Genomic DNA, 24,331 nt, shown 5'->3' on the forward strand with positions numbered 1-24,331 from the left:
TCCTTACTTAGGTATGTCACAAATAAGACGTTGACGCAAACATATTGCAATCCTAAAGGGAGAAATGCCGGGTCAGGCGCCGAAGTGCCGGAGAGCGGCCCAGATCCGCGGCTGGGCCGGGAAGCGGCGGCGCAGCCCGAGGGCGACGTCGTGCACGTGCCAGGCAGTCGAGCGCTCGCCCGCCTGGCTGCTGACGTCCTGGAGCGCCAGGCGGACCTCGTCCGGCACCGGCCACATGACGGCCACCACCTCGCGGAAGGCCGCGAGCAGGTGCGCCGGCAGCGGCGCCGTGCCGTCCGCGGGCTCGCCCAGGCCGGCGAGCACCTCGTGCCTGGGCAGCACCGCGAGCCGGCCCGGCGAGCTCGCCAGCTCCGGGACCTGGTGCCAGGTGCCCTCGAACCGGACCTTGCTCCGGGCCGGCTCGTAGGGATCGGTACGCGACAGGTCCGCGGTCCGCACACTCAGCGCGGCGGCCGGGCGTGGCGTGTCGCGCGTGTCGGCGAGGTAGGAGGAGATGACGTGGTCGAACATCGTCCGTTTGCCGTCGCTGGCCGCGTGCAGGGGGAGGAAGCTCAGGGCGCCCGCCGCCGACCACCACAGCCGTCGTCTCTGGGAGGCCGGAGGCCGGCTCAGCCAGCCGAGATGGGCCAGCACGGGCTCGCCGACGAGCTGCCACAACCACGACAGCGTGTCCGCGATCGGCTCGTCGTCGGCCCAGTCGGGCCGCCGCGTGGCGGTGAGCAGGTCACGGGCGTGGCGGTTGACGTCGTCCGCGCTGACGCCGCTCAGGGGCAGCACCTCGATCCCGCCCGCCTGCAGCACCAGGGCGTCGGTGCGCCGCTCGCACACGTTGATCACGATCATCGGCCCGCGTGCCGCGGGCAGGCCCGGCAGGGGGGACCGGTGGCGGTCCGTCAGGCGGCGCAGCCCCGCCTGCGCCAGCCGCAGCGCGCCGGTGGCGTCGCCCCGCTCCAGCTCGACGGCGGCGGCCTCGCTGCAGAGGGTGGACAGGTCCTCGTCCGCGGTCCGGCCGATCTGCCCGCAGAGGCCGATGGCCTGGTCGTAGGCGGCCGAGGCGCGCTGCCAGCGTCCGGCGGAGACCTCGCAGCCCGCCCACGTGCGGGCCGCCCGCAGGCGCACCGGGGGTTCGGCGTCGGACTCGGTCAGCCGCTGGAGGTGGTCCGCCGCCCCCCAGAGGTCGTGAACGTCGTGGAAGCTCTCATATCGGGCGATGAGCAGCCGGGACAGGCTCTCGTCGATGCTCGCCGACCGGCTGTCGTCGCGGTCGCGGGCCCGTAGCAGGAGCACGCGGGCGTCGTCGGCGATGCCCGGCCGGCGTTCGATGGCGAACCGTTCGAGCCGCACCTCGCCCAGGTCGTTCAGGACGTCGCAGGTCAGGTGGTGATCGCGGGGCAGCGGCAGGCGGCCCAGCCGGTCGAGCGCCCGGCGCAGCGCCTCCTCGCCCTGTTCCAGGGAGGACGAGGTGCGTCTCAGCCGGAACTCCTCCAGATGGACGCGTCCCAGCCCGGCCCAGATCCAGGCGAGCAGCGGCTCGCCGGCCAGGCAGAAGCGCTGCGCCAGCCGTAGCTGCTCGGCCGCCTCGGCCAGCGCCTCGACGCGCCCGCCGCGGCGGAACTCGGCCAGCAGGTGGGCGCCCAGGTCCGTCCGGCAGGCCAGCATGTCCGGGTCGTCGTCCTGGGCGACCGAGACGGCCTGGCGCAGCAGGTCGATCGCGCGTTCGCGTTCGCCGGCCCTTTTCCTGACGGGGTGCAGGACGAGCCGGACCCTGGCCAGCGTGCCGGTCATGAGAGGGCGGGCCGGGTCGTGCGGGGAGGGGGCCCGCAGGGCGTCCTCGCAGCGCAGCAGCAGCGCGGGATCGGCGGGTTCGCCGGTCCACCGGGCGCGCTCGACGGTCGCGATGGCCAGGCCGCACATGTCTCGCCGGCGCGACTGCCGCCCCTCGGTGGCGTCGGCGAAGGTCAGCATGGCCTCGGTGAGCGTCAGCGGATCGTGATCCCAGCGGAAGCGGGTCAGCGCCGCCCAGCCGAGCAGGCCGTCGATCATGTCGAGCCGGTCCCGCCCGGCCAGCTCGGCTTCGCCCCGCGCCCGTGACAGCAGCGCCGCGCAGTCGTCGAGGGCGCCGCGGTCGTCGTCCTGGCGGGCGCGTGCCAGCAGGGCGACGGCGAGGGAGACGGCGGTGCCGTACCGGCGGGGATCGCCGGGCCGGCGGGTGCGCAGCGCCTCGTCCCAGAGCCGGCGCAACGCGGGGACGTCGGCGCCGGACAGGTCCGGCTGGGCCGGCCTGATCCACGGCGGCAGCAGCCCGGCACTCTCGAGATCGGCGAAAGCCTCCCGCAGCGTCCACGGCTCACCGCCCGAGCCGGGCGCCACCATGGCCCAGAAGCGCTGCTTGCGCCCGATGCCCGCGGTGCGGCGGCCGATCTCCGCGGACACCGCCGCGCGCACCCGCTGCGCCTCCGCCGCGGGCAGCGCGCTCTGCAGGACGGATCGCACGCCGGGCCGGAAGACGAACGTCTCCGTCTCGCCCTGACGCCGTAGCAGGCCGCTCAGCAGGACCTCGGCCATCGGCAGGGGATCGGCCTCGCGGAACATCGAGCGCTGCACCAGCCACATCAGGCCCAGGTCGAGCGGCTCGGTGTAGGACAGGTAGCCGGCCAGGCGGTAGGCGTGCGCCGAGGCGCCCTGGCGGAAGAGCGCCACCCGCGTGGCGGCGTCCTGCTGGGGCGGCCGGGGGATCTTGGCCGGCGGCCTGCCGCCCGCCATGGTGACGGCACAGATCAGCCCGTGGTCCAGCGAGCCGGTCACCAGCCTGGCCCAGGGCGCCAGCCAGGGCCCTTCCGGCCGGATGACGGGGACCGGCGTGCCCGCCAGCCGCTCGCCGGAGAGCGCCTCGAACTCCAGCGAGCGGTTCGCCTGGGCGGGCACCGGTGAGTGCAGCAGCCCGGGGACGGGAGCCAGGGCCGTGCGGTCCCACAGCTCCTCCGGCAGGGGCTGCAGGATCGCCGACGGCCCGGCGTCCGCCCATTTGCGCAGCGCGGCGCCGGCTGTGCCGTCACGCCACATCGGCCCGCAGCCGTCGGTCAGCACGAGCGTCAGCCGCCGCCCCGTCATGTCGATCAGCGCGGCCGGGTCGTGCGACTGCGTGCCCGGCGTGGCCGAGGCGCTGATCAGGACGCCCCTGTCGCTCTCGTGCAGGTACCAGAGGCGGACGTCGCGGAAGGGAACCTGGAGGAACAGGTCGTGCAGCTCCCTCGCCAGCGGACGCCAGACCCGCATCGAGACGCTCGCGTCCACGACGAAGGCCACGTCCAGCCAGCGGCCCGAGGCCGGCCGCAGGACGGGGGACCAGATCCGCTCGTGGGCGATCCGCTCGACCGTGCGCTCCTCGTCCACGTCGACCTCCCCGCCCGCGTCGACGTACCTGCGGAACGGGCGCAAGGCGCGGACGAACTCCCGCGGGCGCTCGATCGCGCGCGGGTAGGCGAACAGCTCGACGCGCACCGCCTCGGCGCCGCCCGGATCCCCGTGCGACGGGTGCTCGGACTCCTCGGGCGGCTTCGGCCTGGGCCGCGGCCGGGGCGGCGGGCCGCTGGAGATCGCGACCTTCGGCGGCGGTGCGGGCGCCGCCGGGGGCGGACGCCGCGCCGGGTCCGGTTCCGGCTCGGGCCCGGTTTCGGGCGGTGGCTCGTCCGCGTGGCGGGGCCCCGGGTCCTCCCCGGCGGCCATGTGCATGGCGAGCCAGGCCGCGTCGAGCACCTCGCGGGCGTTGAGGTCGACGCCTCTCGCCCGGAGCAGCTCCAGCCAGCGGTCGAGGCTCATTCGCGCTCCTGCGGCCCGTCGATCGGCTGCATCGCGAGCTTGAGCAGCTGCTCGCGGAGCGTGCGGTCGCCGACGTCCTTGACCATGAAGACCGCCGACAGCAGCTGGTCCACGGGGAACTGCCCCGACCGCGACGACCTGACGAACTCCGCTATCCCGTCCGCCACGGCTTCGTCGCTCACGCCGGGCAGCTGCGCGCGGAGCACCTTGTCCAGGTGGGCGGGCTCCTTGTGGTGCTCGATCCGGAGCTGGAGGCAGCGGCGCAGGAAGGCGGGCGGGAACTCCCGCTCGCCGTTGCTGGTCATGACGATGACCGGGAAGTTCGCGCACCGTACGATCCCGCCGCGGACCCGGACGGACCGCCTCTCGGCGGTGAGGACCTGCGCGGTCTCCTCCTTGGCGACGGCGGGGCGCACCAGCTGCTTGATGGCGAACTCGCCCTCGTCGAGGGCGTTGAGCAGGTCGTTCGGGAGGTCGAAGTCGCCCTTGTCGATCTCGTCGATGAGCGCGACCCGCGGCCGTCGGTGCGGGTAGAGGGCGGTGCCCAGCGGCCCGAGCTGGATGTAGTGGCCGACCGGCTTCGTCCGCGCGCCGGTCTTGGCGAGCTGCGCGTCGTGCAGCCTGGCCACCGCGTCATAGGAGTACAGGCCGTCGACGAGTTTCGACCGGCTGGTGACCTGCCAGCGGAGAACCGCCCCCAGGCCCAGCTCGTAGGCGATGCGGTAGGCGAGGCTCGACTTGCCGCTGCCCGGGTCCCCCGTCACCAGCAGCGGCCGGCGCAGGATGAGCGCGGCGTTGACCATCCTGGCCTCGTCGGTCAGGCCGTCCGGGCCGGCGGCGCCCGCCGTCTGGTAGGTCTCCCCGCGCCGGAGCGCCACGCCGGTCAGCTCAGGGGCGTCCGGTGAATCGTTCGCCGGAGTCTCCATCGAGAAAGCCCGCCAGGGCGGCACCGGGCCGAAGGAATGGCAGACGCGAGGTCGGCCATCCCCCCTGTATATAGGCCAGTTGAACCCATCGACCGGCGACTGCAATTCAGCCTCCTCGGTTCGAGTCTAGGCGGATCAGGAGGAATGGAAAGCTTCATATTCGAAACGCAGATAATCCGCGGCGAAAGGATCGTCAAAAAGCAGGACGAGACCGGCGCCGCAATGGCCGGCCTCGTCCCCCTGAGCCTCGCCGCGCAGCTCTCTGACCTTCTCCGGCAGCGCCGCGAGGCGGACGTGCGCGAGCTCCGCGGTGAGGCGGCCCATCCTGACCGCCCCGGGGCAGGGCTCGGCCTCGGGGCTCTGCTCCGGCCCCGGGCAGGGGGAGCGCCACCACAGCGCGACCGGGACGCCGAATCCGATCGCGCACCTGAGCAGATCGTCGGAGCCGCAGGCGAGCATGAGCCCGGCGCGCTCCCCGATCCGCGCGGAGAACCAGCCTCGCCGCCGGCTGTCGGAGTAGGCGACCAGCTCGTGCCGGCAGCCGATCTGGTGCAGCGGGAGCGGCAGCGCGTCCTTCAGGGCGTTCCAGCGGGTGTCGCGCCAGTTCCGGAACCCCCTGGCCGAGGTGTGGTCGCGGACGATGATCGGGAAGCGCGTGCCCAGAGGCATGTCCTTCTGCTGCTCCACCAGGCCGGTCCACTCCTCCACGCCGAGGTCCAGCAGCTCGCCGGGGAGGTTCAGGTAGACCTTGGGCTCGCCCAGGGTGCGGCCGAGCCTGGTCATCGGGCCGCGGAGATCCTTCTTCAGCTCCTGCTCCAGCTCGCCCCGGCGCAGGGCGACGGGGTTGCGGTCCGGGCGGTGGCCGGCCGATTCGGCGATCGCGTACCGGTAGAGGGGCGCCCCGGCCTGGCGGGCCTGCAGGTCGAGGCCGACATGGACGGCGACGGCGGCCGCCTCTTCCGGGGGCGGCTCCGCCGCGGCGCTGCGCAGCGCGATGCGCCAGGCCCGCTCCTGGTCGACGATCTCCGCCCACAGGGCGCCGCATTCCAGGAGCCGGTCCCGTTCGCCCTGGCCGAGGATCGGGAGCAGCTCCTTGATCAGCCCGAGCACGGGATGCAGGTCGCGGCCGGCATCGTCGGCGAAGACGTGGTGGGCGATGTCCCAGTAGTCGCGTACGAGGTCCGGCTCAGCCCGCGCCGGGTTGGCGCGGGCCAGCAGCCCGGCCGGATCGTCCGGCGGCGGCTGCCCGGCCAGCAGGATCAGCAGGTCTGCCTCGGCCCGCGCGCGCTTGCCCAGCTGTTCCGCCCGTTCCCTGGTCCAGGCCGGGTCGGAGGCGTGGAAGCGGATGTTCTCGCGCCAGATGCGCCGATAGAGCCCGGGCCGCAGCCGCGCCAGCTGGAGCAGGCTCACGGCCAGGCCGCCGAGGTCGTCGTTGGGGCGGCGGGTGGTCTTCATGACGCCGCGCACCGCACCGCTCTTGAGGTGGATCACCGGCGAGCCGGAACATCCCTCGGTGACCTCCACCATCTTGATCCGCAGCTCGTACTCGTCGAAGTCGTCCACGACGGTGGAGGACGGATGCGTGAGCCTGAGGCGGGCCCGCCCGTACTCCGCGGGGCGGTAGTTGTCGGCACAGGACGCGAGACGGTGGTGGTCGTCGAGATCGGGCAGGCCGAAGCCGATCCAGGCGCAGGGGCGTTCGCCCGGATCGCCGTCGATCTCCACCACGGCGAGATCGGGCATGGCCCACATCCCCTCCGGGCCCTTGCCCGGCGGCAGGACCTGCCGCACCGTGCCGGTGAGCACCTCACCCCGCCCCTCCTGGACCAGGTCCAGCTTGGCCTCCTCGGTGGTGGCCTCGAGGGCGCCCAGCACGTGCGCGCACGTGAGCACGTGCCGGGGCGTGATCAGGAAGCCGGTCCCCCGCAGCGGGCCGCCGTCGTGCCCGCAGACGGCGACGGCGCACCGGTCCAGGAGGGCCATGAGGCTCACTGGGGAAGCTCGCCCGGCTCCGCGCGGTTCCAGGTCAACGTCACGGTGACGCTGGCGTTGGTGCTGACGTCGGCGAGCCCGGCCAGCCATTCCCCGGCCTGGCAGCCGACCTCCAGGCCGAACTCCAGGCTCACCTCGTCGGGCCTGATCCCGGCCAGGGACTTGTGCACGCTGCTGACGATGCCGCCCAGGGTCTCGCCGAAGCCCTGGAGCGTCTTGATCGCCCGGCCGCCGCCGGCGACGTCCCGCGGCCCGTCGTGCTCCCGGTCGGCGGGGGCGACGGTGGCCGCCACCCAGATCGTCTCGCCGGTGCTCAGCTCGACCTTCTCGAACGTCCTCATTCGACCTCACTGGTTGTCTTGTAGATGAACTCGACGCCGTTGATCATCACTTTCCGGCCGAGGGGGCAGGTCGCGGTGTCGCTCCGGCCGGCGGAGCCCTCCGGCGCGTACGTGATCTTGATTCCGCCGGGGGCCGCCCGCACGTCCACGCTCCCCTGGACGCTGCCCCCGGGCAGGTCCAGGACGGGAGCCAGCTCGGAGGTGTGGACCACCCGCCGCCCGCCGAGCTGGACGGGACCCAGCATGCGCTCGTCCCACGCGTCCTCGGCGTCCTTGACGTAGGCCGACCAGAGCACGCCGGCCATCTTCGGCAGCCGGTGCTTGACGGCCCGCCGCCACCACAGCAGCGGCAGGAGCAGGAGCCCTAGGAGCACGGCCAGGAGCGCGGCGGCCCACCACGAGGGGCCGCCCTGGTAGGAGCCGGTCACGCGGGCCGCGTCGGTGGTGATGTTCCGCTTCCCGTAGCTCAGGCCCAGCAGGCCCAGATCGCCCTCCCACGGCGTCTGCACGGTCGCGCTGACCTGCACGGTCCGGGACAGGTCGAGGGCGACCGGCTGGACCCGGACGAGAGGCGGCCGGGCCCACGACAGCTCGATCGGCACCGCCACGCTCCGGCCGGGCTCGATCCGGATCGGCGAGGGCAGGGTGGAGCGGCCCGTCACGCGCTCCTTGCCGTCCGAGACGACGACCTCGACGGCGCCAAGCTCCAGCGGCAGCGCCTCGGTCCGCGAGCGCACGTCGAGCGTGAGCGTGCCGGTGCCCTGGGCCGGATCCAGCCGCACGTCCGGCTGTTTCCAGGTGGCGGCGACCCCTCGTTTGAGATCCGCCGCCACCCGCCGCCTGGCCTCGGCGCGGAGCGAGTCGTCCCGGACCACCGACAGGTCCTTCCTGGCGGACCGGCTCTGCCGCGGGTCCAGGATCTGCGCGTTCTCGGGGAAGACCCGCTCCACGATCTCGTCCTGGTGGCGCCGGACGTCGGCCCCGCCGAGCGGGAAGGTGTAGAGCAGCGGCTGGGGCTTCAGCTCGGCGGCCTGGTCGCGCAGCTTGACCCAGGCGGGCCCGTTCGCGCTGCCGTACGGGCTGCCCGGCGCCGGCTCCTGGATGCCGTCGCTGACGAGCATGACCGCGGTCAGCCGGCTCGGGTGATCGCGCAGGTAGCGGACGACCCACTCCAGGGCCCGGCCGATGTCGGTGTACTCACCGGAAGGGGTGGGCAGGGCGTCGACGTCCTTGTCCGTCTCCAGAACGCTGCGGTGGTAGGGCCTGCGGTCGAAGCGGACCAGGGTGACGCCGTCCTGCTCGCCCTTGGCCTTCAACAGGCCCTTGAGCTGGTCCTTGACGTCCTCCTGCCGCGAGCCCATCGTCCCGGACGTGTCGAGCAGCACGATGTAGTCGGCGGGGTGCTCCTTCAGGTCGAGCGCCTTGTACAGGGCCGTGGGCTCCGGGTCCGCCGCCGCGGGCGCGGACAGCGGCCAGGCCACCAGCATCAGCGCGGCCAGGGCCGCCCGGGCCCTCACGAATCCTCCTCCTCCTTCTTCTCCTCCTCCTGCTTCAGCATCTGCGCGTTGTGCCTCAGGGCGACGTCCTCGCTCAGCTCGCCGAGCAGGTCGAGGTTCGTCTCGATCTGGCCCCGCTTGGTGGCTCCGACGTCGCCCCGGTCGAGCATGGCCAGCACGCTCTTCTTGAACCCCGTGCTCTCGGCGAGGGCTTTGTCCAGGATCGCCGCGGCGTCGATGATCAGGTCCTCCGGGCACTTCCTGACCGCCTCCTCGGCCAGCTCGAAGGCGCACTCCAGCAGCCTGAGGCGGGCCAGTGAGGCGTCGCCGGACTTGTTGAGCTCCTTGACGATGCCGGCGAGCTTCTGCAGGGCGATTGACGGATTCATAGGGCTCTATTCGCTGGAGGCCGGAAGGATGCCCAGGGGCAGGGAGAACAGGGCGGGTTTGCCGTTCGCGGGCGTGAAGAGGAGCTCCCCGTGCCCGCTGTGGCTGACGCGTACGCCGAGGTGATACTCGCCGCGGCTGATCCGGTGGTCGAAGGTCAGTTGGCGGCCGCCGAAGGGGTCGTCGCCGACGGCCACCACGACCTGGTGGCCGTCCTCGACCAGCACCGGCTGTCTCCTGTCGCGCGCGTAGACGGCCTCGCCGCCCAGCAGGAGCCGGCCCGGGGCGGCCAGTTCGAGCCACTCGCCGAGCGCTTCGGCGCCGTCGAAGCGGTGGGCGGCGACCGACAGGCGCAGGGGGTAGCGGTCGCGCCCGTCCTGGCCGGCCGCGACCCTGGCCGCGCCGTACGCGGCGGCGTTGACGACCTCCTCGGGCGACAGCAGGAGCACGGCCCGCTCGTCCAGGCCGAGCGCGTCGCGAAGGGCCTCGTGCACGAGGGAGAAGGTGCCGGCGCCGCCGAGCGGGACCAGCAGGTCGCCGGGCCGGCTGCCGAAGTCGTCCAGCCGCTCGCGCATGAGCGTGGCCGACTCCGCGGCCAGGCCGGCGACCTGGCGGACGAGCTCGTAGATCTGCGCGGTCGTCAGGTGCCCGTAGGCCCGGGTGTCGCCCCATGCCTCGTCGAGCGCGACATGGGCGAGCAGCTTCCGCAAACGCGCCTCCGACGCCCGGTCCCGCCGGTCGAACCGCCGGTCGGTGACGTTCGCGCCCTGTAACCGGTCGACGGCGGCGCCGAGGTCGAGGGATTCTCGATGCTCGCTGTCCAGGACGTAGATCACGGAGTGGTCGAAGAGGCACAGGTAGAGGTCGATCCAGGCGGCGCCCACGTCGCACAGCAGGACCCGGCCGGGTTCGATCCGCCGCTCCGCGCCGAGGTGGAGCAGGACCGCCCTGGGCAGGCTCAGGGTGGTGAAGTCGTGGAATCCGGCGCGGTGGGCGTTGGCGACCGCGCGTTCTCCGGCGCCCTCCCCGACCGCCAGGACCACGCGGTCGGGACTGCCCCCGAACCGCGCGGCGGCGCCCAGCTGCGCGACCAGGTTCGGCCCCGACGGTCCCACCTCGGCCACCTTGACGTAGGCCCGGCCCGCGTCGACGCCCAGCCTCATGAGTCCTCCCGGTCGTCCTTGTCGCCGCGGCCGATGAACAGCTCCCGCAGGCGGTCGAGCAGCGTGCGTGCGGCGGTCCGCGGCCGCCTGCCGGCGCGCTTGGAGCTCGCGCTCTCCAGCAGCCACTCCAGGCGGTGGATCTCGGCACGCAGGCGGTCGATGTCCCGCGGCACCTGGCGGCGCACCCATTCGGCGTAGTGGGGGACACCCGGGTGGTGCACGACGGCCTCCACCAGCCTGCGGCAGCCGGCGTCGGAGAGCACGCCGCGCCGGACCGACTCCTTCCGCAGGTACCGCAGCAGCTCGTGGACGGCTTCCGGGTCGCGGGAGCTAGGCCAGCGCGCCAGGAGCGGCCCCGGGTGGAACAACGCCCCCACCGACTCCAGCGCCAGCGTCCACAGCAGGGCCAGCTGCGGGGGCCGGGCGTCGTTCTCGGCCGCCGTCAGCAGGGACCGCACGGCCGGGTCGGCGGTGATCCGCTGCCGGTCGACGATCTCCGCCAGCACCTTCTCCCGCGTTCGCAGCTCGTTCAGGAGGGGGTGCCGGTGATCCAGCGGCGAGACGATCCGGCGGGCCACGTCCAGCTGGACCTGCGGCGTCGGAAGCTGCTCCCAGACCTTCATGAAGCTGGAGGCGTAGCGTCGTACGGCGTGGCCCTCCACCGCGAGGGCCCAGCGGGGCTCCGCGCCGAGCAGGACGGCGAGCACGTCGAGGAGGGCGCCCGCCTCGATCGGCGCCTGCCCGACGTCGGAGAGCAGCTTGGCGAGCTCCACCCGCGCGGGAGCGGCCGGTCCGCGCGCCAGCCCGAGCAGGTGGGAGTACGGGGCGGGCTGGAGCACCACCTCCACCCGCGACGCGTCGGCCGCGGCCCGGAGCAGGATGACGTACGCCATGTCGCCGCCGACGTCGTGCAGGCTCGTCAGCGTCGCCTCCGGGGGCGGCTTGGGCGGCGTCCGCAGCACCGAGGCGTAGGCCAGCAGCCAGGTCGGGCAGGAGTCGGCGAACTCGCGCGCGGTGTACTGGCGCACCCACGCGCGCAGGTCCTCCGCCGAGTTCTCCGCCACGAGCTGGGTGATCAGGCGATAGAGGGCGAGGGGCCGGGCCAGCAGGGCCGCGCAGGTCAGGCGCCCCGGCGGGCCGCCCGGCACCAGCAGCGGGATCGCGGCCTCGTCCGGCACGGTGGGCTGGTCGAGGAGGCCGGCCAGCCAGTCGTCGCGCTGTCCGTGCTGGTCGGCGAGCCTCAGGTAGGCGCGGGCCAGGTGCGGATCCCGTACGGCGAGGCGCCGGCCCGCCAGCGTCAGCGCGACCGGCGCGACCGACGGCCAGTACGGGTCCAGCACCGCGAGATCCTCGGGCTCGGCCCGCTCCACCAGGCACCGCAGCAGCTCGGTCCGCTGCGCCTGCGTCAGCCGCTCGAAGGAGGAGTCGCGCACCGCGGACCGCTGCTCCTCCGCCGAGACGCCGTCGTCCAGCCGGTGGATCACCGACAGCGCCTTGCTGTCCTGCAGCCGCTCCAGGGCCAGGCGCAGCTGGGGGCTGCTGAACTCCAGCGGCTCGCGCAGCCCGCTCAGCCGGTGCAGCAGCCGGTCCGGGCCGGACTCCAGCATGGCGGAGACCCACCGCAGGTAGACCTGCGCGTCCTCGTCGGCCGGGGACGGCGGCGGAGCGTCCCAGCGCACTTCGAGCTGCCGCGCCCTGGCCCACTTGCCGAACATCAGCCGGATGCGGTGATCGGCCATGTTGTCGGCCCACGTGCTCGCTGTCAGCGAGGCCCGGATGCCATAGGGGAGGAAGGCGACCACCGCGTCCAGGCAGTCCAGCCGGTCGCGCGGGCTCAGCGGGGGCGCGTCGGTCAGCACGACCGGCCCTTCGAGCAGCAGGGCCGCCACTCCGGCGCACCACCGCAGCCCGACCTGCTCGGCCGTGTGCCGCACGCCGCCGAGGTCGGGCGGCTCCAGCCTGACCTGCTCGCCGCTCGGGCCCGGCGACGGGCTGCGCAGGACGGCCTCGTAGAGGTCGCGGTAGCCGATGCCGACCTGGGCGCCCTCCTCATAGGGGAAGGTGAAGTACCGGGTCGGCATGATCGCCCGGTCGCTGGCGTCGAGCTCGTCCGACCATTCCCGCACCGCCACGGCCGACCAGCGCCGGCCGTCGCCGCTGGCCTCCGGGGCGCTGAAGGTCACCCAGGGCAGCGCGTCCATGGCCCCGTCGCGGCGGCCGCGCGGGGTGCCCGGGTTGACGAGCCTGATGAGCTGCTCGAACCGCGTGTGATCGTCCTGGCCGAGGCTGCAGTCGACGATCCGGTAGTCGTCCGTGGCGCCGGGCGGCTTCGACATCACCGCCCACTCCGTGAGCACGCTCCGCCCGTTCATCGCCTTCTCCGGAGCCTTCGTTCGAGCTCCAGAAAAGGCTCGATCACATTGATCGGATTGATCTGGCTGATCCGGTTTCCCTGCACGTTGGCGAATTTGCGGGCGTCGAAACGTTCGCCGTCGTAGCGCCTGAAGCCGACGGACGAGGAGACGAAATAGCAGGTGCGCGCCGGATCGAAATACTTCTCGATGATCCGGTCGACGCGCTGCCCGACGTCGGCGCCGAAATAGCGGCACGCCCAGGTGAAATAGGCCTTCGCGTCGTGGTCCTTGACCCGCGGCGCGCCGTCCGGTCTGTCCTGGGTGCCCCAGCCGGCCGCGCGGGCGGGCATGAACACGCCTGGGTCGTCCCACTTCGTCACGCAGACCGCGACCTCGAACGGCAGGTAGAGCCGGGTGTCTCCGGCCTTGACCAGCAGCGTCGTGATGTGCTCCAGCATGCCGAACAGGTAGTCGCCGCTGTTGGAGTCGCGCCGTTCCCGGAGCGGGTCGAAGAGCAGTACGAAGCCCTGGCACTGGGCGAGCTGGGAGGCCACCTGCTCCATGTCCGCGCTGCGGTCGTGGAAGTCGCCGCCGGGGCGGTCCTGGACGTGCAGCACGAAATGGGTCTCCGCGCCGTCCAGGCGCTGCCCCGAGAAGCCGAAGCGCAGCTCGCTGCCGGAGATGGTGGCCTCGGGGAAACCGCCCTCGTTGACCAGGCGCTGCTTGCCCTCGGTGAGGAAGGTCCGCTCGCCGTCGTCCATGCCCATGACCCGCCACCTGCCGTAGTCGGTGGTGTTGTTGGCGACGTGGGCCAGGGCGTTGACGAAGGTCGTCTTGCCGCTGGCGCTGGCCCCCCACAGGCCGATCCGCATGCCCTTGTCCGCGGGCGGGGTGAACGGGACGTCGGTGTCATCGGCGGGGAAGGGCGGCGGGTCCACCGGCGGGCGGGCGGGGGACACGGTCCCCGCTTCCGGCTCCGGCAGGCGGTCGGGCAGGCGCCGTACGGGCGGCTGCGGTGTCTCGGTCACGATGCCCCCTCCTCACCGGCCACGATCTGCGCGAACGGGAAGTCGCCCGCCAGCCCCAGGGCCCCCAGGAGATCGTCGGCGGTGACCCGGTCCGCGTCGAAGCTGCCGTTCTCGCCGATGGCCTCCCACGATCGGTCCCCCTTGATCCGGCGCCTCCCGCTCACCACCGCGAGGCAGCTCGCGCCGTCCCGCTTGACCTGATCGAGGCCGCGCTTCCAGGAATGCCTCTTGGGGCAGATCTCCGGCGTCAGCTTGCTGAAATGATCCGTGCCGCAGGGCATGCGATCTCCGAGGGTGACCACGAACCGGGCGCTGTGATCCCGCCACGGGATCTCCGACGCCGCGTGGAGGGCGTCCGACAGCGCCGCCGTCGTGGGATGGGCCGGGCCGTTGTCCCAGTCGTCGAGCCGGGCATGGGCCTCCTCGGGACGGCCGAGCGGGAAGGTGTCGGTCGCGGGCTCCGTGCGGTAGAGCCGCCGGCTGCCGTGGTCGCGGTAGCCCACCAGCGCGACCCGGAGCAGATCGCGGGCGGCCAGTGCCCGGCTCGCCTTGGCGATCACCTCGCGGACCAGCCCGCGCCGGTCGAGCGAGATCCTGTCCTCCGTGGTGTTCAGCTCCAGCAGGAAGACCAGGTCGACGCTGCGCCGCCGCTGCGTCCAGACGGAGAACGACTTGTACAGCTCGGACCAGGATCTGCGGTCGGGCTGCACCTCCTTGGTCTGGCCGACCAGGCGGACCCGGTCGACGCCGTCGAGCACCGCCCACAGCCCGGTGCTCTCGCCCGGGCCCAGCGGCAGGAACCCGTTGCCGACCAGCTCCCAGGTCTCGGGCGGCCCCCACGTGAACCTGACCACCGGCAGGCACACCCCGGCGCTGATCGCCTCCGGCGCCTGGACGGTCAGCTCCTGCTGGACGTCCTTGCCCGGCACCGTGCCGGCCTCGAACAGCGTCCGCGTGACCAGCGAGGCCGAGCCCTCGTCGGCGTCGATCCTCCCCAGCACCAGCGCGTACGGCTCGCGCAGCGGCGATCGGTCGATCATCCGCTGGACGGCCTTGTCGAAGTCCTCCCCATGGAGGGCGGCGACCGGCCGGCGGCGCTGGGCCAGCTCCCGCGCCACCCGGTCGAGCAGCGGCCAGCCCGGCCGGTCCAGCACCAGGGCCAGCGCCACCCGGCCGCTGGTCAGGGCGTACGCGCTGTCCAGCTGGGCGTGGAGGGCCTCGGCGTGGGCGGCGGCGTCCAGCGCGTCGTCGGGCTGGTCGCCCACCCCGCCGGCGAGGACGAACCGGCAGATCGTGCGGTCGGCCGGCAGGCCGGTGCCGATCTCCTCCCAGGTCCTGCTCCAGTCGGGGCCGTCCACCTCCAGCGGCGTCCCGTGATGCCCCGCCTTGATCTTGCGCGCCACCACCCGGTCCGCGCCCAGGCCGACGACCAACAGCCCGGAGATCTCGCCCCTGATGACGTGGCCGAGCATCTGGCTCAACACGTCTTTCAGGGGCCAGCGGGGCGTCCGCTCGATGCGGAGCCGGGCTCGGCAGCTCTCGACCGTCTCCTCAGATGCCGAGGCGCCCCTGACAGCGCGGTCCAGCAGCTCCTGGCGCAGTTGACCGTCCTCCTCGCCGGGTGCTCCAGCGGCCCGGAGCGCGGCACAGATGTCGTGCCAGGCTTGGGCGCTTTCCAGATGAAAACGGAAATTCCGGTGCAGCTCAGGTGTTAATTGTCCGAGAACGAGTGGTGTGCGAACGCGCCAGGAACACTGGTCACATTGTTCACTTGACGCCCAAGACCGACAGACCGGACATCTCACCATTTCGTTCCAGGATGCTTTCTATCCATGCGCTTACATGCCCCTCCACCCACACCCCCGAGCCCTCACCCACGTGGCAAACAGGATATTTCTCGGCACGCCAACATGTGATGCGTCTCTTGCAATTTGTTGAGGACGCATCACGAAACGTAATAATCGCTAGAAAGGGTCGTCCAAAAGGGTTGTCTCCGGCCCTTCTTAATTCCGGGACGACTATGGCCGTACACCGTCTGCTTGCCCACCCCCGCCACCGCGGCGATGGCGGGGCCGTGGCGCGGGGTGCTGGACGTGGTCGAGGCGACCGTGCGGGATCGAGACGACCTGGCGGCGGCGCTGGTGCGGCCGGACGGGGCGGTCGCGTGGGCGTGCCCCGGGCCCCGCGGGCGCCTTCGCGTGGCGGTGGTGTGGCCGGTGCTCAGGGTGCTTCGGGCACGGTGTGCGGCAGGGGGTCGAGCATGCGGTGCGGTCGCCGCAGGGCGCGGCTGACCGGGTCGTCGCGGAAGAGGTCGGCGTCGGGGCCGGGGCGGACCTCGATCTCGGTCAGCTCCGGGCGGAGGCCGCAGGCCGGGCACACGCCGTGGCCGTCGATCCTGGCGTCGCAGGGCACGTGGCAGAAGATCCGCCGCGGCTTGCCCGACAGGTGGCGCTCGCCCCAGCTGCCCAGCACGAGGACGGCCGGCCAGAGCTCCTGGCCCATCTCGGTCAGGACGTACTCCTCGCGCGGCGGCGAGTCCTGGTAGCGGTGGCGGCGCAGGACTCCGGCGTCCACGAGCGTGGTGAGGCGCTGGGACAGCACGGCTCGCGGGATGTCCAGATGGGCCAGGAAGTCGCCGTAGCGGCGCACGCCGTACAGGGCGTCGCGGATGACGAGCATCGTCCAGCGTTCGCCGACCAGCTCCAGGGAGCGGGCGAGCGAGCAGTCCTGGCCGTCGTAGTTCTTGCCGAGCGCCATGACCCCAAGGGTAGTTCATTCATTGAACCCCGGCGTGTTAGCGTGTGCCTCCTCAGTTCAATGAATGAACCAAGGAGATGTCGTGACACTCGCCGGATCGGCTCCCGCCTCGACGGCTCCGCGCGCGGCCGGCACGGTGGCCGTGGCGGCCTGCGCCGCCGCGCTGCTCGCATTGATCAACTACACGGTGCCGATGGTCACGCTGTCCCAGGCCGCCGCCGACCTCGGCTCGGGTCCCACCGGCCCCGCCTGGATGCTGAACTCGATCTCGCTCGGCCTGTCCGCGCTCCTGCTGGTCGCGGGCGGGCTCGCCGACGACCACGGGCGTAAGCGCGTCTACGTCGCCGGCACCTGGGCGCTGGCCGCCGGAGCCCTGCTGGCGGCGCTCTCCACGAACACCGCGATGTTCGTCGTGGCCAGGCTCGCGCAGGGCGGGGCGAGCGCGGCCATGCTGGCGGGCAGCCTGGGCATGCTCGGCCACGCCTACCCGGGCGGCCCGGAGCGCGTGCGGGTGACCGGCCGCTACGGCGCGATGCTGGGCCTGGGCATCGCCCTGGGCCCGCTGCTGTCCGGTGCTATCGCCGCCGCCTGGAACTGGCGCGGCGCGCACCTCCTGATCGCCGTCGCCGGATCGGCCCTGGCCGTGGCGGCCGGCCGGGTGCTGCCGGAGTCGCGCGGCGACCGCCGCCGGCCGCACGACCTGCCCGGCGCGATCACCCTGGCGCTCGGCACGGCCGCGCTGCTCGCCGGGGTCACCGAGGGCCGGCTGGGCTGGAACCGGCCCGTGGTGTACGCGTCGTTCGCCGCCGCGGTCGTGCTGCTGGCCGCGTTCACGCTGGTCGAGAACCGCCGCCGCGAGCCCCTCCTCGATCTCGGCCTGCTGCGCCGCCCGCTCTTCCTGGTGGCCACGTCGGGCGCGTTCGTCACCGGGGTCGCCGTCATCGGGATGATGAGCTACCTGCCCACCGTGCTCCAGACGGCCCGCTCGCTCACCCCGCTCACCAGCGCCGTGCTGTTCTCGCTCTGGTCGGGCATGTCGTTCCTGGCCTCCCTGCTGGCCCGGCACCTGCGCGTCCACTCGGGCGTCCGCCTCGCGCTCGGCCTGTTCCTGTCCGCCGCCGGCGGCCTGCTCACGCTCGGGGCCGCGGACGCGGCCCCGTGGACGCGGGTCGTGGCCGGCCTGGTGGTCGGCGGCGTCGGCAGCGGCCTCATCAACGCCTCGCTGACCCATCTGGCCATCGAGAGCGTCCCGATCGCCAGGGCGAGCATGGGTTCGGGCGCCAACAACACCGCCCGCTACGTCGGCTCCTCCCTGGGCGTGGCCGCCATGGCCACCACGGTCGGCGCGCTCGGCTGGCAGCACGGCACCGACGTCACGACGATCGCCTACGCCGTGATCGCCGCCCTGGCCGCCGCCGTCACCCTCGGCCTCGGCCGGTCCCGCGCCTGAGCGCTGTTCACGGGACGAGGACGAGGCGGCCGCGGAGGCCGCCCTCGGCCAGGCGCCCGTGGGCGGCGGCGACCCGGTCCAGGGGCAGGGTCTCGGCGACGCGCAGCGTGAGGGAGCCGGTCTCGACCAGCGCGACCAGGTCCGCGAGGCGGGCGCCGTCGGCGCGGATCCAGTGGTCGAACACCCGCGTGCCACGCAACGGCGCCGGCGCACCGCCCGCGACCAGCGCGGCGAACCCGCCACCCGATCGGACGGCGTCGAGGGCCGCCGCGCCGTTCACGGCGGCGTCCAGCGCCCCGTCCACGCCGCCAGGGACCAGCGCGCGCACGGCCTCGCCCAGCCGGGCCGCGCGCGGCACGAACCACTCCGCGCCGAGCCCGCGTACCAGCGGCTCGTCCTCGGCGCCGGCCACCGCGACCACCCGCAGCCCGCGCGCGGCGGCCAACTGCACGGCGAACCCGCCCACGGCCCCGGCCGCGCCGGTGACCAGCAGCGTCCGCCCGGCGGCCAGGTCCAGCCGGTCGAGCGCCTGCGCCGCGGTGAGGCCGTTGAGCGGCAACGTCGCGGCCTCCGCCGGCGAATGGCCCGCAGGCGCGCGGGTGACCGCGTCCGCGTCGAGGACGACGTACTCGGCCTGGGCGCCGAGCGGCACGTCGAGGCGGTCCGACAGGCCGATCACCCGCTCGCCGGGCGCGACACCGGTCACGCCGGGGCCCACCTCGTCCACGGTCCCGGCCACGTCCCAGCCGATGCCGATCACGTCCCGGGCCGGCAGCAGGCCCGCCTCGGCGAGCGCGCCCGAGCGGGTGGCCAGATCGACGGGATTGACCGTCGCGGCCTCGACCCGGACGCGGATCTGCCGCTCCCGCACCGCGGGCACCGGCACGTCCGCGATCTCCAGCACCTCGGGCCCGCCGAAAGCGTGAATGACGACTGCGCGCATGAGAACTCCCTCATCAGGTTTCGCTGCTGCGAACCTACGGAGAGCTGCTCTCCAAGGGGAAGTACGCACTTCAAGGTGCGTATCGCACGCGGACGAGCGCGGCTCGGATAGCTTTTGTAGCCGAAGTCGCAGGTGGCGAGGAGCGGAGCGGGTGACGGGAACGGAGCGGCCCAGCGCGATCGGGCAGGCGCTGCTGGCGATCGGCGACCAGTGGACGCTGCTGATCCTGCAGCGGGCCTTCCTCCTGCACGTCAGGCGCTTCGCCGACTGGCGCGACGAGCTGGGCATGTCCGAGTCGGTGCTGGCCAACCGGCTCAAGGAACTGGTCGCGGGCGGCCTGCTGCGGCCGGTCCCCTACCGGGAGCAGGGCCGCACCCGTACCGAATATCTGCTGACCGAGCGCGCGATCGAGCTGTGGCCGCTGCTCCTGGAGATCTGGTCATGGGAGCGCAGGTGGGTGCCGCGCCGCCACGGGCTGCCGGAGCTCGCGCACGACGTCTGCGGCAACCGCACCGACGTGGAGCTGGGCTGCGCGAGCTGCGGCGCGGCGCCGGTCACCGCTCACGACACCGAGACCGTGCGGGGGGCGGCCACGTTCGCCCAGGTGACGGTGGCGCGCCATCATCGCAGGACCGCGCGCGGCCAGGCCGGGCGCGACCCGCTGTCGTACTTCCCCGAGACCTTCGAGCTGCTGGGCGACCGGTGGAGCACGGTGGTCCTCGCGGCCGCGTTCCTCGGCACCAGGCGCTTCGCCGACTTCCAGTCGGAGCTCGGCGTGGCGCCGTCGGTGCTGGCCGACCGGCTGCGCCGCTTCACGGAGCTGGGCGTGCTCGCCGCGGACGAGCCCGGGGCGCGGCCCCGCTACCGGCTGACCGCCAAGGGGCTGGACTTCTTCGGGATCTTCGCCTTCATCGTCGACTGGGCGCAGACCTGGTACGCCGGACCGCCGGACACCGACCTGCGCGTCACCCATCGCGCGTGCGGCCGCCCGTTCCTTCCCCGCTTGCGGTGCCGGTCGTGCGGGCAGGCGCTCAGCCGTGCCGAGGTGCATTTCGTGATGCCCGAGGCCGCCCCCGAGCGGCGGCTGCGGCTGGGCGTCGGCCGCGGGTGAAGCCGATCACAGCTTCAACTCCCTCTTGAGGACCTTGCCGAGGGGGTTCCTGGGCAGCGCGTCGACGATCTCCAGCCGTTCGGGCAGCTTGTACGAGGCGATGCCCCCGCTCCGCAGGAAGGCGACGACCGATTCCAGGTCGATCTCCCCTTTGGGCACCACGACCGCGCAGACCCGCTCGCCCAGCACGTCGTCGGGATACCCGGCGACCGCCACCTCGGCGACCGACGGGTGCCCGGCGAGCAGGGCCTCCAGTTCGGCGGGGGCGATGTTCATGCCGCCGCGGATGACGATGTCCCTGGCGCGGTCGACGAAGCGCAGGTACTGCCCCCGCTCGCCGGCGATCTCGAAGAGGTCGCCGGTCCTGAGGTAGCCGTCCTCGTCGAACGGGTCCGCCGCGGCCGTGCCCGGCAGGTAGCCCGCGAAGACCGTGGGGCCGCCCAGCCGCAGCTCGCCGGGGACGCCCGGCTCGGTGATCTCCTTGCCGTCCGGGCCCACCAGCCTGGTGCTCACCCGGTCGAGCAGCTCCGGCGCCCCCGGCGCGCCCGGACGCGGGAAGAACCGGGCGCGGACCTCGGGGTCGGGCATGTGGGCGGGATCCGACAGCAGGGCGATGCCCTCGTTGGAGCCGAAGAAGTTGATGATCGCGATGCCGTGCCGTTCCTGCCAGCCGCGCACCATCGGCGGCGGCAGCGGGGCGGAGCCGGAGCCGACGCGGGTGAGCGAGGAGAGGTCGGTCCGCGCGAGGATCGCGTCCTGGTGCAGGAGCAGAGTGAGGAGCGCGGGCGGGGCCAGCGTGTACGTGACCCGCTCGGCCGCGATCTGGGCCAGGTAGGTGGGCAGGTCGAAGGGCTGGTGCTGGACCAGCAGCGCGCCGGTCCGCAGCCACGGCAGGAAGACGCCGCCGATCCCGGCCATGTTGACCATCGGGAAGGGGTTGAGGATCACGTCCCGGGCGGTGAGCCCGGCCGCGGCCGTGCAGATCGCCTCGACCGCGAGCCAGTCGTAGTGGCACCTCGGCACGCCTTTGGGGACGGCCTCGGTGCCGGAGGTCCAGCAGATCGTCACCCGCTCGGCGGGGTCGGCCTCGCGCCGGGGCGGCCCGGCTCCCGTCGCGCCCTCCAGGTCGTCCGGCCACGACAGCGTGGGCGTGCCCGCGGGCGCCCTGGACGCGCGGCCGGTGACCAGCAGCCGGGCGGCGGACAGGGGCAGCAGTTGGGCCAGCTCGTACTCGCGGTACTGCACGGGGAAGGGCGTGACGGTGGCCCCGAGCCGGACGATCGCGAGGAAGCTCACCGCCAGCTCGACGCCGTTGGGCAGCTGCACGGCCACCACGTCGCCGGGGCCGACGCCGTGCGCGTGCAGCACCCCGGCGACCCGCTCCACCTCCGCGCCGAGCTGACCCCAGGTGAGCCGCTTGATCGGGCCGTCCTTGTCCGGCGGGTCCACGATCGCCGCGTCGCCGGGGCGGGCCGCGACGTGTGTTCCGAGGAGCTTGTCGATCGTGTCACCGGTCCACCAGCCCTGGGCGGTGTAGCGGGCGATCCGGTCGGCGGAATGCGTCATCGGGGCTCCCACTGGTGTGATGGGCGCCACACTACGAAAGCAGAAGCCGGACCGTCAATGTCCACATATTGACACCTGACTTCGCCTATCGTAGCTTCCGGGCATGGCCGAAAGTGTCGTGATCATGGACGAGTCGGGCGAGCCGAACCCGTACCTGCTCGGCGTCTACGCACCGGTCCAGGACGAGATCACCGCCGACGAGCTGACGGTGATCGGGCGGATCCCCGCGGACCTCAACGGCGTCTACCTGCGCAACGGGCCCAACGCGCGATACCCGATGAAGGGGCGCTACCACTGGTTCGACGGCGACGGCATGGTCCACGCCGTGCACTTCGAGAACGGCCGGGCCCGCTACCGCAACCGCTGGGTGCGCACCCGGGCCTTCGAGGCCGAGTCCGCGGCCGGCCGGTCGCTGTGGACCGGCGTCATGGAGAACCCCAAGGCGAACCCGTTCGGCAACGCCCGCGGCCTGCCCTTCAAGGACACGGCCAACACCGATCTGATCTTCCACCGGGGCCGGGTGCTGGCGTCGTGGTACCTGTGCGGCTCGCCGTACGGGCTGGACCCGCTCTCGCTGGAGACGCTCGGCGCCGACACCTTCCTCGACACGCTCAACGGCGACATGATGGCGCACCCCAAGGTGGACGAGCGCACCGGCGAGCTGTTCTGGTTCGACTACGGGCCGCGCCCGCCGTACCTGCGCTACGGGGTGGTCGGCCCCGGCGGCGGCGTGGAGCACCGCGTGGAGCTGGACCTGCCGGGAGCGCGGCTGCCGCACGACATGGCGATCACCCGCAACCACGCGATTCTCATGGACCTGCCCCTCTACCAGGACCTCGACGCCGCGCGGCAGGGCCGCTACAAGCTGACCTTCGACCGCGGGCTGCCCGCGCGCTTCGGCGTGATCCCGCGGCGCGGCCAGGCGCACGAGATCCGCTGGTTCGAGGCGAAGCCCTGCTACATCTACCACGTCGTCAACGCCTGGGAGGAGGACGACGAGATCACCCTGGACGTCTGCCGGGTCGCCCGCCCCGCGCCGTCCGGCAACGGCTCGCCGCTGGCGCGCATGGTCGCCTACCTGAAGCTCGACGCGCGGATGTACCGCTACCGCTTCGACCTGCGAACCGGCGCCACCTCGGAGGGGTACGTGGACCCCGACCACAACACCGAGTTCCCCTCCATCGACGCGCGCTCCACCGGATACCCCACGCGCTACGCCTACAACGTCTCCGTGGCCGACGCCGAGACCAACCTGTTCGACGGCCTGGTCCGCTACGACAACGCCACCGGCGCCAAGGAGAGCTACTTCTACGGCCCCGGCGTCCACGGCAGCGAGGCCCCCTTCGCCCCGCGCGACGGCTCGACCGGCGAGGACGACGGCTACCTGGTCAGCTTCGTCACCGACGAGCGGGAAGGCCGTTCCGAGGTGCGGATCCTGCACGCGGCCCGGATCTCCGAAGGCCCGGTCGCCCGCGTGCTGCTGCCGCGGCGGGTGCCGCTCGGCTTCCACGCCACCTGGGTGCGCGCGGAGCAGTTGCGGTGAACCCCTCGTTGAGCGTGTCGCTCGGATTGTGGCAGGACCGGCCCGCGGAGGAGGCCCTGGTGACCGCCAGGGCCGCCGACGAGCTGGGCTATCCGTCGTTGTGGATCGGCGAGATGGCCACGTACGACGCCTTCGCCCTGGCCACCGCCGTCGGGCTGGCCACCGCGCGGATCGGGCTCACCGTCGGGCCGCTGGCGGTGGGCGTACGCGATCCGATGATGATCGCCATGGGGGCGGCCTCGGTCGCCGGGCTGACCGGGCGGCGGGTGGACGTCGCGGTGGGCACGTCCAGCCCGCTCGTCGTCGAAGGGTGGCACGGGCGCTCGCGCGCCCGGTCCGCGGCCGTGCTGCGGGAGGCCGTCGAGGCCCTGCGGCCGCTGCTGGACGGGGAGCGGTCCACCGGCGGGTACCGGCTGCGGCTGCCCGCCCCGCGCTCGCGGCTGACCGTCGCCGCCTTCGGGCCGTCGGCCGTCCGGACCGCCGCCCTGGCCGATCGCATGGTGCTCAACCTGATCACCCCCGCCTCCGCCGGGCGGCTCGCCGCCCAGGCGCGCGCCGCCAACCCGGACGTCTCCGTGGCCGCCTGGGTCACCGCCGCCGTGGACCCCGACCGCGAGGCCGTCGACCGCGTCCGCCGCGCCGTCGTCGGGTACCTGGCCGCGCCCGGGTACGGCGAGATGTTCGCCGAGGCCGGCTTCGCGGACGTCGTCGCGTTCGCGCGCACCCGGCCCCATCCCCGGGAGCTGTTCGACGCCGTGCCGGACGCGCTGGTCGCCTCGGTCGCGCTGCTCGGGGACGTGGACGCGGTCACCGCGCGGCTGTCCGCCTACGCCGCGGCCGGGGTCGACGAGGTCGCCCTGGTGCCGGTGAGCACGGACCGCGATCCCGGGGGCACCGCCACGCTCAAGGCACTGAGCGCGATCTGACGGGTGGCCGCGCGTGGCGGGGTGCGCGTGCGGTGGCTGAGCGTCTCGTACGACCGGGGGTTGTCCCATCGGGCGCGCCGGTTGTTTGTTTCCCCGGCATCCCCGGGTGTTTGATCGCCTCCGGCAAAGGGGGGCGGAGATGGCGGGCGAGGCCGGGCTGGGCCGGGACTTCGGGTGGTTGTGGCGGGCCTTCGCGGTCAGCGCGCTGGGGACGGGGCTGGCGCTGGACGCCATACCGCTGGTCGCCATCCTCGCCCTCGGCATCAGCGCGACCGAGGTGTCCTGGATCTCGGCGGCCGGCCATCGCGGTGGCCGGGGTCCTGCTGATCGGGACGGGCGTCCTGCTGCCCTGGCGGGCGCGGGCGGCGGCCGGCTCTCCGTAGCACCGCCGCCCGCGAATACGGAGAGTATTCGTAACTGATCCAGTACCCGCATATTCGCAGATCAGCCATCATGTTGCAGAGAAGGTCCGCGGGTAGTCGTGACATATGGTGATGCGGGAGGTCGG

General features: G+C 73.2%; 19 protein-coding genes. 6 read left to right on the forward strand and 13 right to left on the reverse strand.

The annotated features are described in order from the left end of the window. Nucleotides 1-72 precede the first annotated feature (72 nt). From ACIBQ1_RS35925 to ACIBQ1_RS35970, 10 genes are all read right to left on the reverse strand, one after another. On the reverse strand, nucleotides 73-3,840 hold the full coding sequence (locus ACIBQ1_RS35925; RefSeq protein WP_397283769.1) for an SAV_2336 N-terminal domain-related protein: 3,768 nt from the start codon (nucleotides 3,838-3,840) through the stop codon (nucleotides 73-75). Continuing rightward, complete coding sequence (locus ACIBQ1_RS35930; protein WP_397283770.1) at nucleotides 3,837-4,766, reverse strand: AAA family ATPase; 930 nt, start codon at nucleotides 4,764-4,766, stop codon at nucleotides 3,837-3,839. The genes ACIBQ1_RS35925 and ACIBQ1_RS35930 overlap by 4 nt, the downstream gene beginning before the upstream one ends. Nucleotides 4,767-4,901: 135 nt before the next feature. Further along, nucleotides 4,902-6,749, reverse strand: a complete 1,848-nt coding sequence (locus ACIBQ1_RS35935) for a trypsin-like peptidase domain-containing protein (RefSeq protein WP_397283771.1) — start codon at nucleotides 6,747-6,749, stop codon at nucleotides 4,902-4,904. A 5-nt stretch (nucleotides 6,750-6,754) separates the two neighbouring features. Then, a complete protein-coding gene (locus tag ACIBQ1_RS35940) occupies nucleotides 6,755-7,099 on the reverse strand; it encodes a CU044_2847 family protein (RefSeq protein ID WP_397283772.1) in 345 nt (114 codons plus the stop codon). After that, nucleotides 7,096-8,616, reverse strand: coding sequence for a hypothetical protein (locus ACIBQ1_RS35945; protein ID WP_397283773.1), 1,521 nt, complete (start codon nucleotides 8,614-8,616; stop codon nucleotides 7,096-7,098). Before ACIBQ1_RS35945 ends, ACIBQ1_RS35940 begins: the two co-directional genes overlap by 4 nt. After that, a complete protein-coding gene (locus ACIBQ1_RS35950; RefSeq protein ID WP_397283774.1) occupies nucleotides 8,613-8,984 on the reverse strand; it encodes a hypothetical protein in 372 nt (123 codons plus the stop codon). The genes ACIBQ1_RS35945 and ACIBQ1_RS35950 overlap by 4 nt, the downstream gene beginning before the upstream one ends. Nucleotides 8,985-8,990: 6 nt before the next feature. Next, nucleotides 8,991-10,145 carry a hypothetical protein gene (locus ACIBQ1_RS35955; RefSeq protein ID WP_397283775.1) on the reverse strand — a complete coding sequence of 385 codons (1,155 nt, stop codon included), beginning with the start codon at nucleotides 10,143-10,145 and terminating at the stop codon, nucleotides 8,991-8,993. Then, nucleotides 10,142-12,517, reverse strand: a complete 2,376-nt coding sequence (locus ACIBQ1_RS35960; protein WP_397283776.1) for a hypothetical protein — start codon at nucleotides 12,515-12,517, stop codon at nucleotides 10,142-10,144. The genes ACIBQ1_RS35955 and ACIBQ1_RS35960 overlap by 4 nt, the downstream gene beginning before the upstream one ends. Further along, nucleotides 12,514-13,527 carry a hypothetical protein gene (locus ACIBQ1_RS35965; RefSeq protein ID WP_397283777.1) on the reverse strand — a complete coding sequence of 338 codons (1,014 nt, stop codon included), beginning with the start codon at nucleotides 13,525-13,527 and terminating at the stop codon, nucleotides 12,514-12,516. The genes ACIBQ1_RS35960 and ACIBQ1_RS35965 overlap by 4 nt, the downstream gene beginning before the upstream one ends. Continuing rightward, nucleotides 13,524-15,011, reverse strand: coding sequence for a hypothetical protein (locus tag ACIBQ1_RS35970; protein WP_397283778.1), 1,488 nt, complete (start codon nucleotides 15,009-15,011; stop codon nucleotides 13,524-13,526). The genes ACIBQ1_RS35965 and ACIBQ1_RS35970 overlap by 4 nt, the downstream gene beginning before the upstream one ends. A 579-nt stretch (nucleotides 15,012-15,590) precedes the next feature. Between ACIBQ1_RS35970 and ACIBQ1_RS35975 the strand changes: the two genes are divergently transcribed. Next, nucleotides 15,591-15,818 carry a hypothetical protein gene (locus tag ACIBQ1_RS35975; protein ID WP_397283873.1) on the forward strand — a complete coding sequence of 76 codons (228 nt, stop codon included), beginning with the start codon at nucleotides 15,591-15,593 and terminating at the stop codon, nucleotides 15,816-15,818. On the opposite strand, the gene ACIBQ1_RS35980 is transcribed toward ACIBQ1_RS35975, so the two are convergent. Then, a complete protein-coding gene (locus tag ACIBQ1_RS35980; protein WP_397283779.1) occupies nucleotides 15,748-16,284 on the reverse strand; it encodes a winged helix-turn-helix transcriptional regulator in 537 nt (178 codons plus the stop codon). The two genes, ACIBQ1_RS35975 and ACIBQ1_RS35980, sit on opposite strands and share 71 nt — an antisense overlap. Nucleotides 16,285-16,366: 82 nt before the next feature. On the opposite strand from ACIBQ1_RS35980, the gene ACIBQ1_RS35985 reads away from it, so the two are divergent. Further along, entirely contained in the window at nucleotides 16,367-17,734 is a 1,368-nt protein-coding gene (locus ACIBQ1_RS35985; protein WP_397283780.1) for an MFS transporter, read from the forward strand. A gap of 7 nt (nucleotides 17,735-17,741) precedes the next feature. On the opposite strand, the gene ACIBQ1_RS35990 is transcribed toward ACIBQ1_RS35985, so the two are convergent. Then, nucleotides 17,742-18,677 (reverse strand): NADP-dependent oxidoreductase, encoded by a 936-nt coding sequence (locus tag ACIBQ1_RS35990; protein ID WP_397283781.1) that lies wholly within the window; start codon nucleotides 18,675-18,677, stop codon nucleotides 17,742-17,744. A 151-nt stretch (nucleotides 18,678-18,828) separates the two neighbouring features. Between ACIBQ1_RS35990 and ACIBQ1_RS35995 the strand changes: the two genes are divergently transcribed. Next, entirely contained in the window at nucleotides 18,829-19,788 is a 960-nt protein-coding gene (locus ACIBQ1_RS35995; RefSeq protein ID WP_397283782.1) for a winged helix-turn-helix transcriptional regulator, read from the forward strand. A gap of 6 nt (nucleotides 19,789-19,794) precedes the next feature. On the opposite strand, the gene ACIBQ1_RS36000 is transcribed toward ACIBQ1_RS35995, so the two are convergent. After that, on the reverse strand, nucleotides 19,795-21,354 hold the full coding sequence (locus ACIBQ1_RS36000) for a class I adenylate-forming enzyme family protein (protein WP_397283783.1): 1,560 nt from the start codon (nucleotides 21,352-21,354) through the stop codon (nucleotides 19,795-19,797). A 103-nt stretch (nucleotides 21,355-21,457) separates the two neighbouring features. Between ACIBQ1_RS36000 and ACIBQ1_RS36005 the strand changes: the two genes are divergently transcribed. From ACIBQ1_RS36005 to ACIBQ1_RS36015, 3 genes are all read left to right on the forward strand, one after another. Then, nucleotides 21,458-22,897 (forward strand): carotenoid oxygenase family protein, encoded by a 1,440-nt coding sequence (locus tag ACIBQ1_RS36005; RefSeq protein WP_397283784.1) that lies wholly within the window; start codon nucleotides 21,458-21,460, stop codon nucleotides 22,895-22,897. Beyond that, complete coding sequence (locus ACIBQ1_RS36010; protein WP_397283785.1) at nucleotides 22,894-23,823, forward strand: LLM class F420-dependent oxidoreductase; 930 nt, start codon at nucleotides 22,894-22,896, stop codon at nucleotides 23,821-23,823. Before ACIBQ1_RS36005 ends, ACIBQ1_RS36010 begins: the two co-directional genes overlap by 4 nt. Before the next feature lie 139 nt (nucleotides 23,824-23,962). After that, nucleotides 23,963-24,244: a hypothetical protein gene (locus tag ACIBQ1_RS36015; RefSeq protein WP_397283786.1), complete on the forward strand. Its 282-nt coding sequence runs from the start codon at nucleotides 23,963-23,965 to the stop codon at nucleotides 24,242-24,244. Nucleotides 24,245-24,331: the final 87 nt, after the last annotated feature.

It is taken from the genome of Nonomuraea sp. NPDC050153 (assembly GCF_044460125.1).
Taxonomy (GTDB): domain Bacteria; phylum Actinomycetota; class Actinomycetes; order Streptosporangiales; family Streptosporangiaceae; genus Nonomuraea.

What these genes read in the sequence shown, in the direction of transcription:
- ACIBQ1_RS36005 (WP_397283784.1), top strand. Translation starts at nt 21,458, where the DNA reads ATGGCCGAAAGTGTCGTGATCATGGACGAGTCGGGCGAGCCGAACCCG.
- ACIBQ1_RS35940 (WP_397283772.1), bottom strand. Translation starts at nt 7,099, where the DNA reads ATGAGGACGTTCGAGAAGGTCGAGCTGAGCACCGGCGAGACGATCTGG.
- ACIBQ1_RS35935 (WP_397283771.1), bottom strand. Translation starts at nt 6,749, where the DNA reads ATGGCCCTCCTGGACCGGTGCGCCGTCGCCGTCTGCGGGCACGACGGC.
- ACIBQ1_RS36015 (WP_397283786.1), top strand. Translation starts at nt 23,963, where the DNA reads ATGGCGGGCGAGGCCGGGCTGGGCCGGGACTTCGGGTGGTTGTGGCGG.
- ACIBQ1_RS35960 (WP_397283776.1), bottom strand. Translation starts at nt 12,517, where the DNA reads ATGAACGGGCGGAGCGTGCTCACGGAGTGGGCGGTGATGTCGAAGCCG.
- ACIBQ1_RS36000 (WP_397283783.1), bottom strand. Translation starts at nt 21,354, where the DNA reads ATGACGCATTCCGCCGACCGGATCGCCCGCTACACCGCCCAGGGCTGG.
- ACIBQ1_RS35980 (WP_397283779.1), bottom strand. Translation starts at nt 16,284, where the DNA reads ATGGCGCTCGGCAAGAACTACGACGGCCAGGACTGCTCGCTCGCCCGC.
- ACIBQ1_RS35930 (WP_397283770.1), bottom strand. Translation starts at nt 4,766, where the DNA reads ATGGAGACTCCGGCGAACGATTCACCGGACGCCCCTGAGCTGACCGGC.
- ACIBQ1_RS35950 (WP_397283774.1), bottom strand. Translation starts at nt 8,984, where the DNA reads ATGAATCCGTCAATCGCCCTGCAGAAGCTCGCCGGCATCGTCAAGGAG.
- ACIBQ1_RS35975 (WP_397283873.1), top strand. Translation starts at nt 15,591, where the DNA reads ATGGCGGGGCCGTGGCGCGGGGTGCTGGACGTGGTCGAGGCGACCGTG.
- ACIBQ1_RS35990 (WP_397283781.1), bottom strand. Translation starts at nt 18,677, where the DNA reads ATGCGCGCAGTCGTCATTCACGCTTTCGGCGGGCCCGAGGTGCTGGAG.
- ACIBQ1_RS35925 (WP_397283769.1), bottom strand. Translation starts at nt 3,840, where the DNA reads ATGAGCCTCGACCGCTGGCTGGAGCTGCTCCGGGCGAGAGGCGTCGAC.
- ACIBQ1_RS35955 (WP_397283775.1), bottom strand. Translation starts at nt 10,145, where the DNA reads ATGAGGCTGGGCGTCGACGCGGGCCGGGCCTACGTCAAGGTGGCCGAG.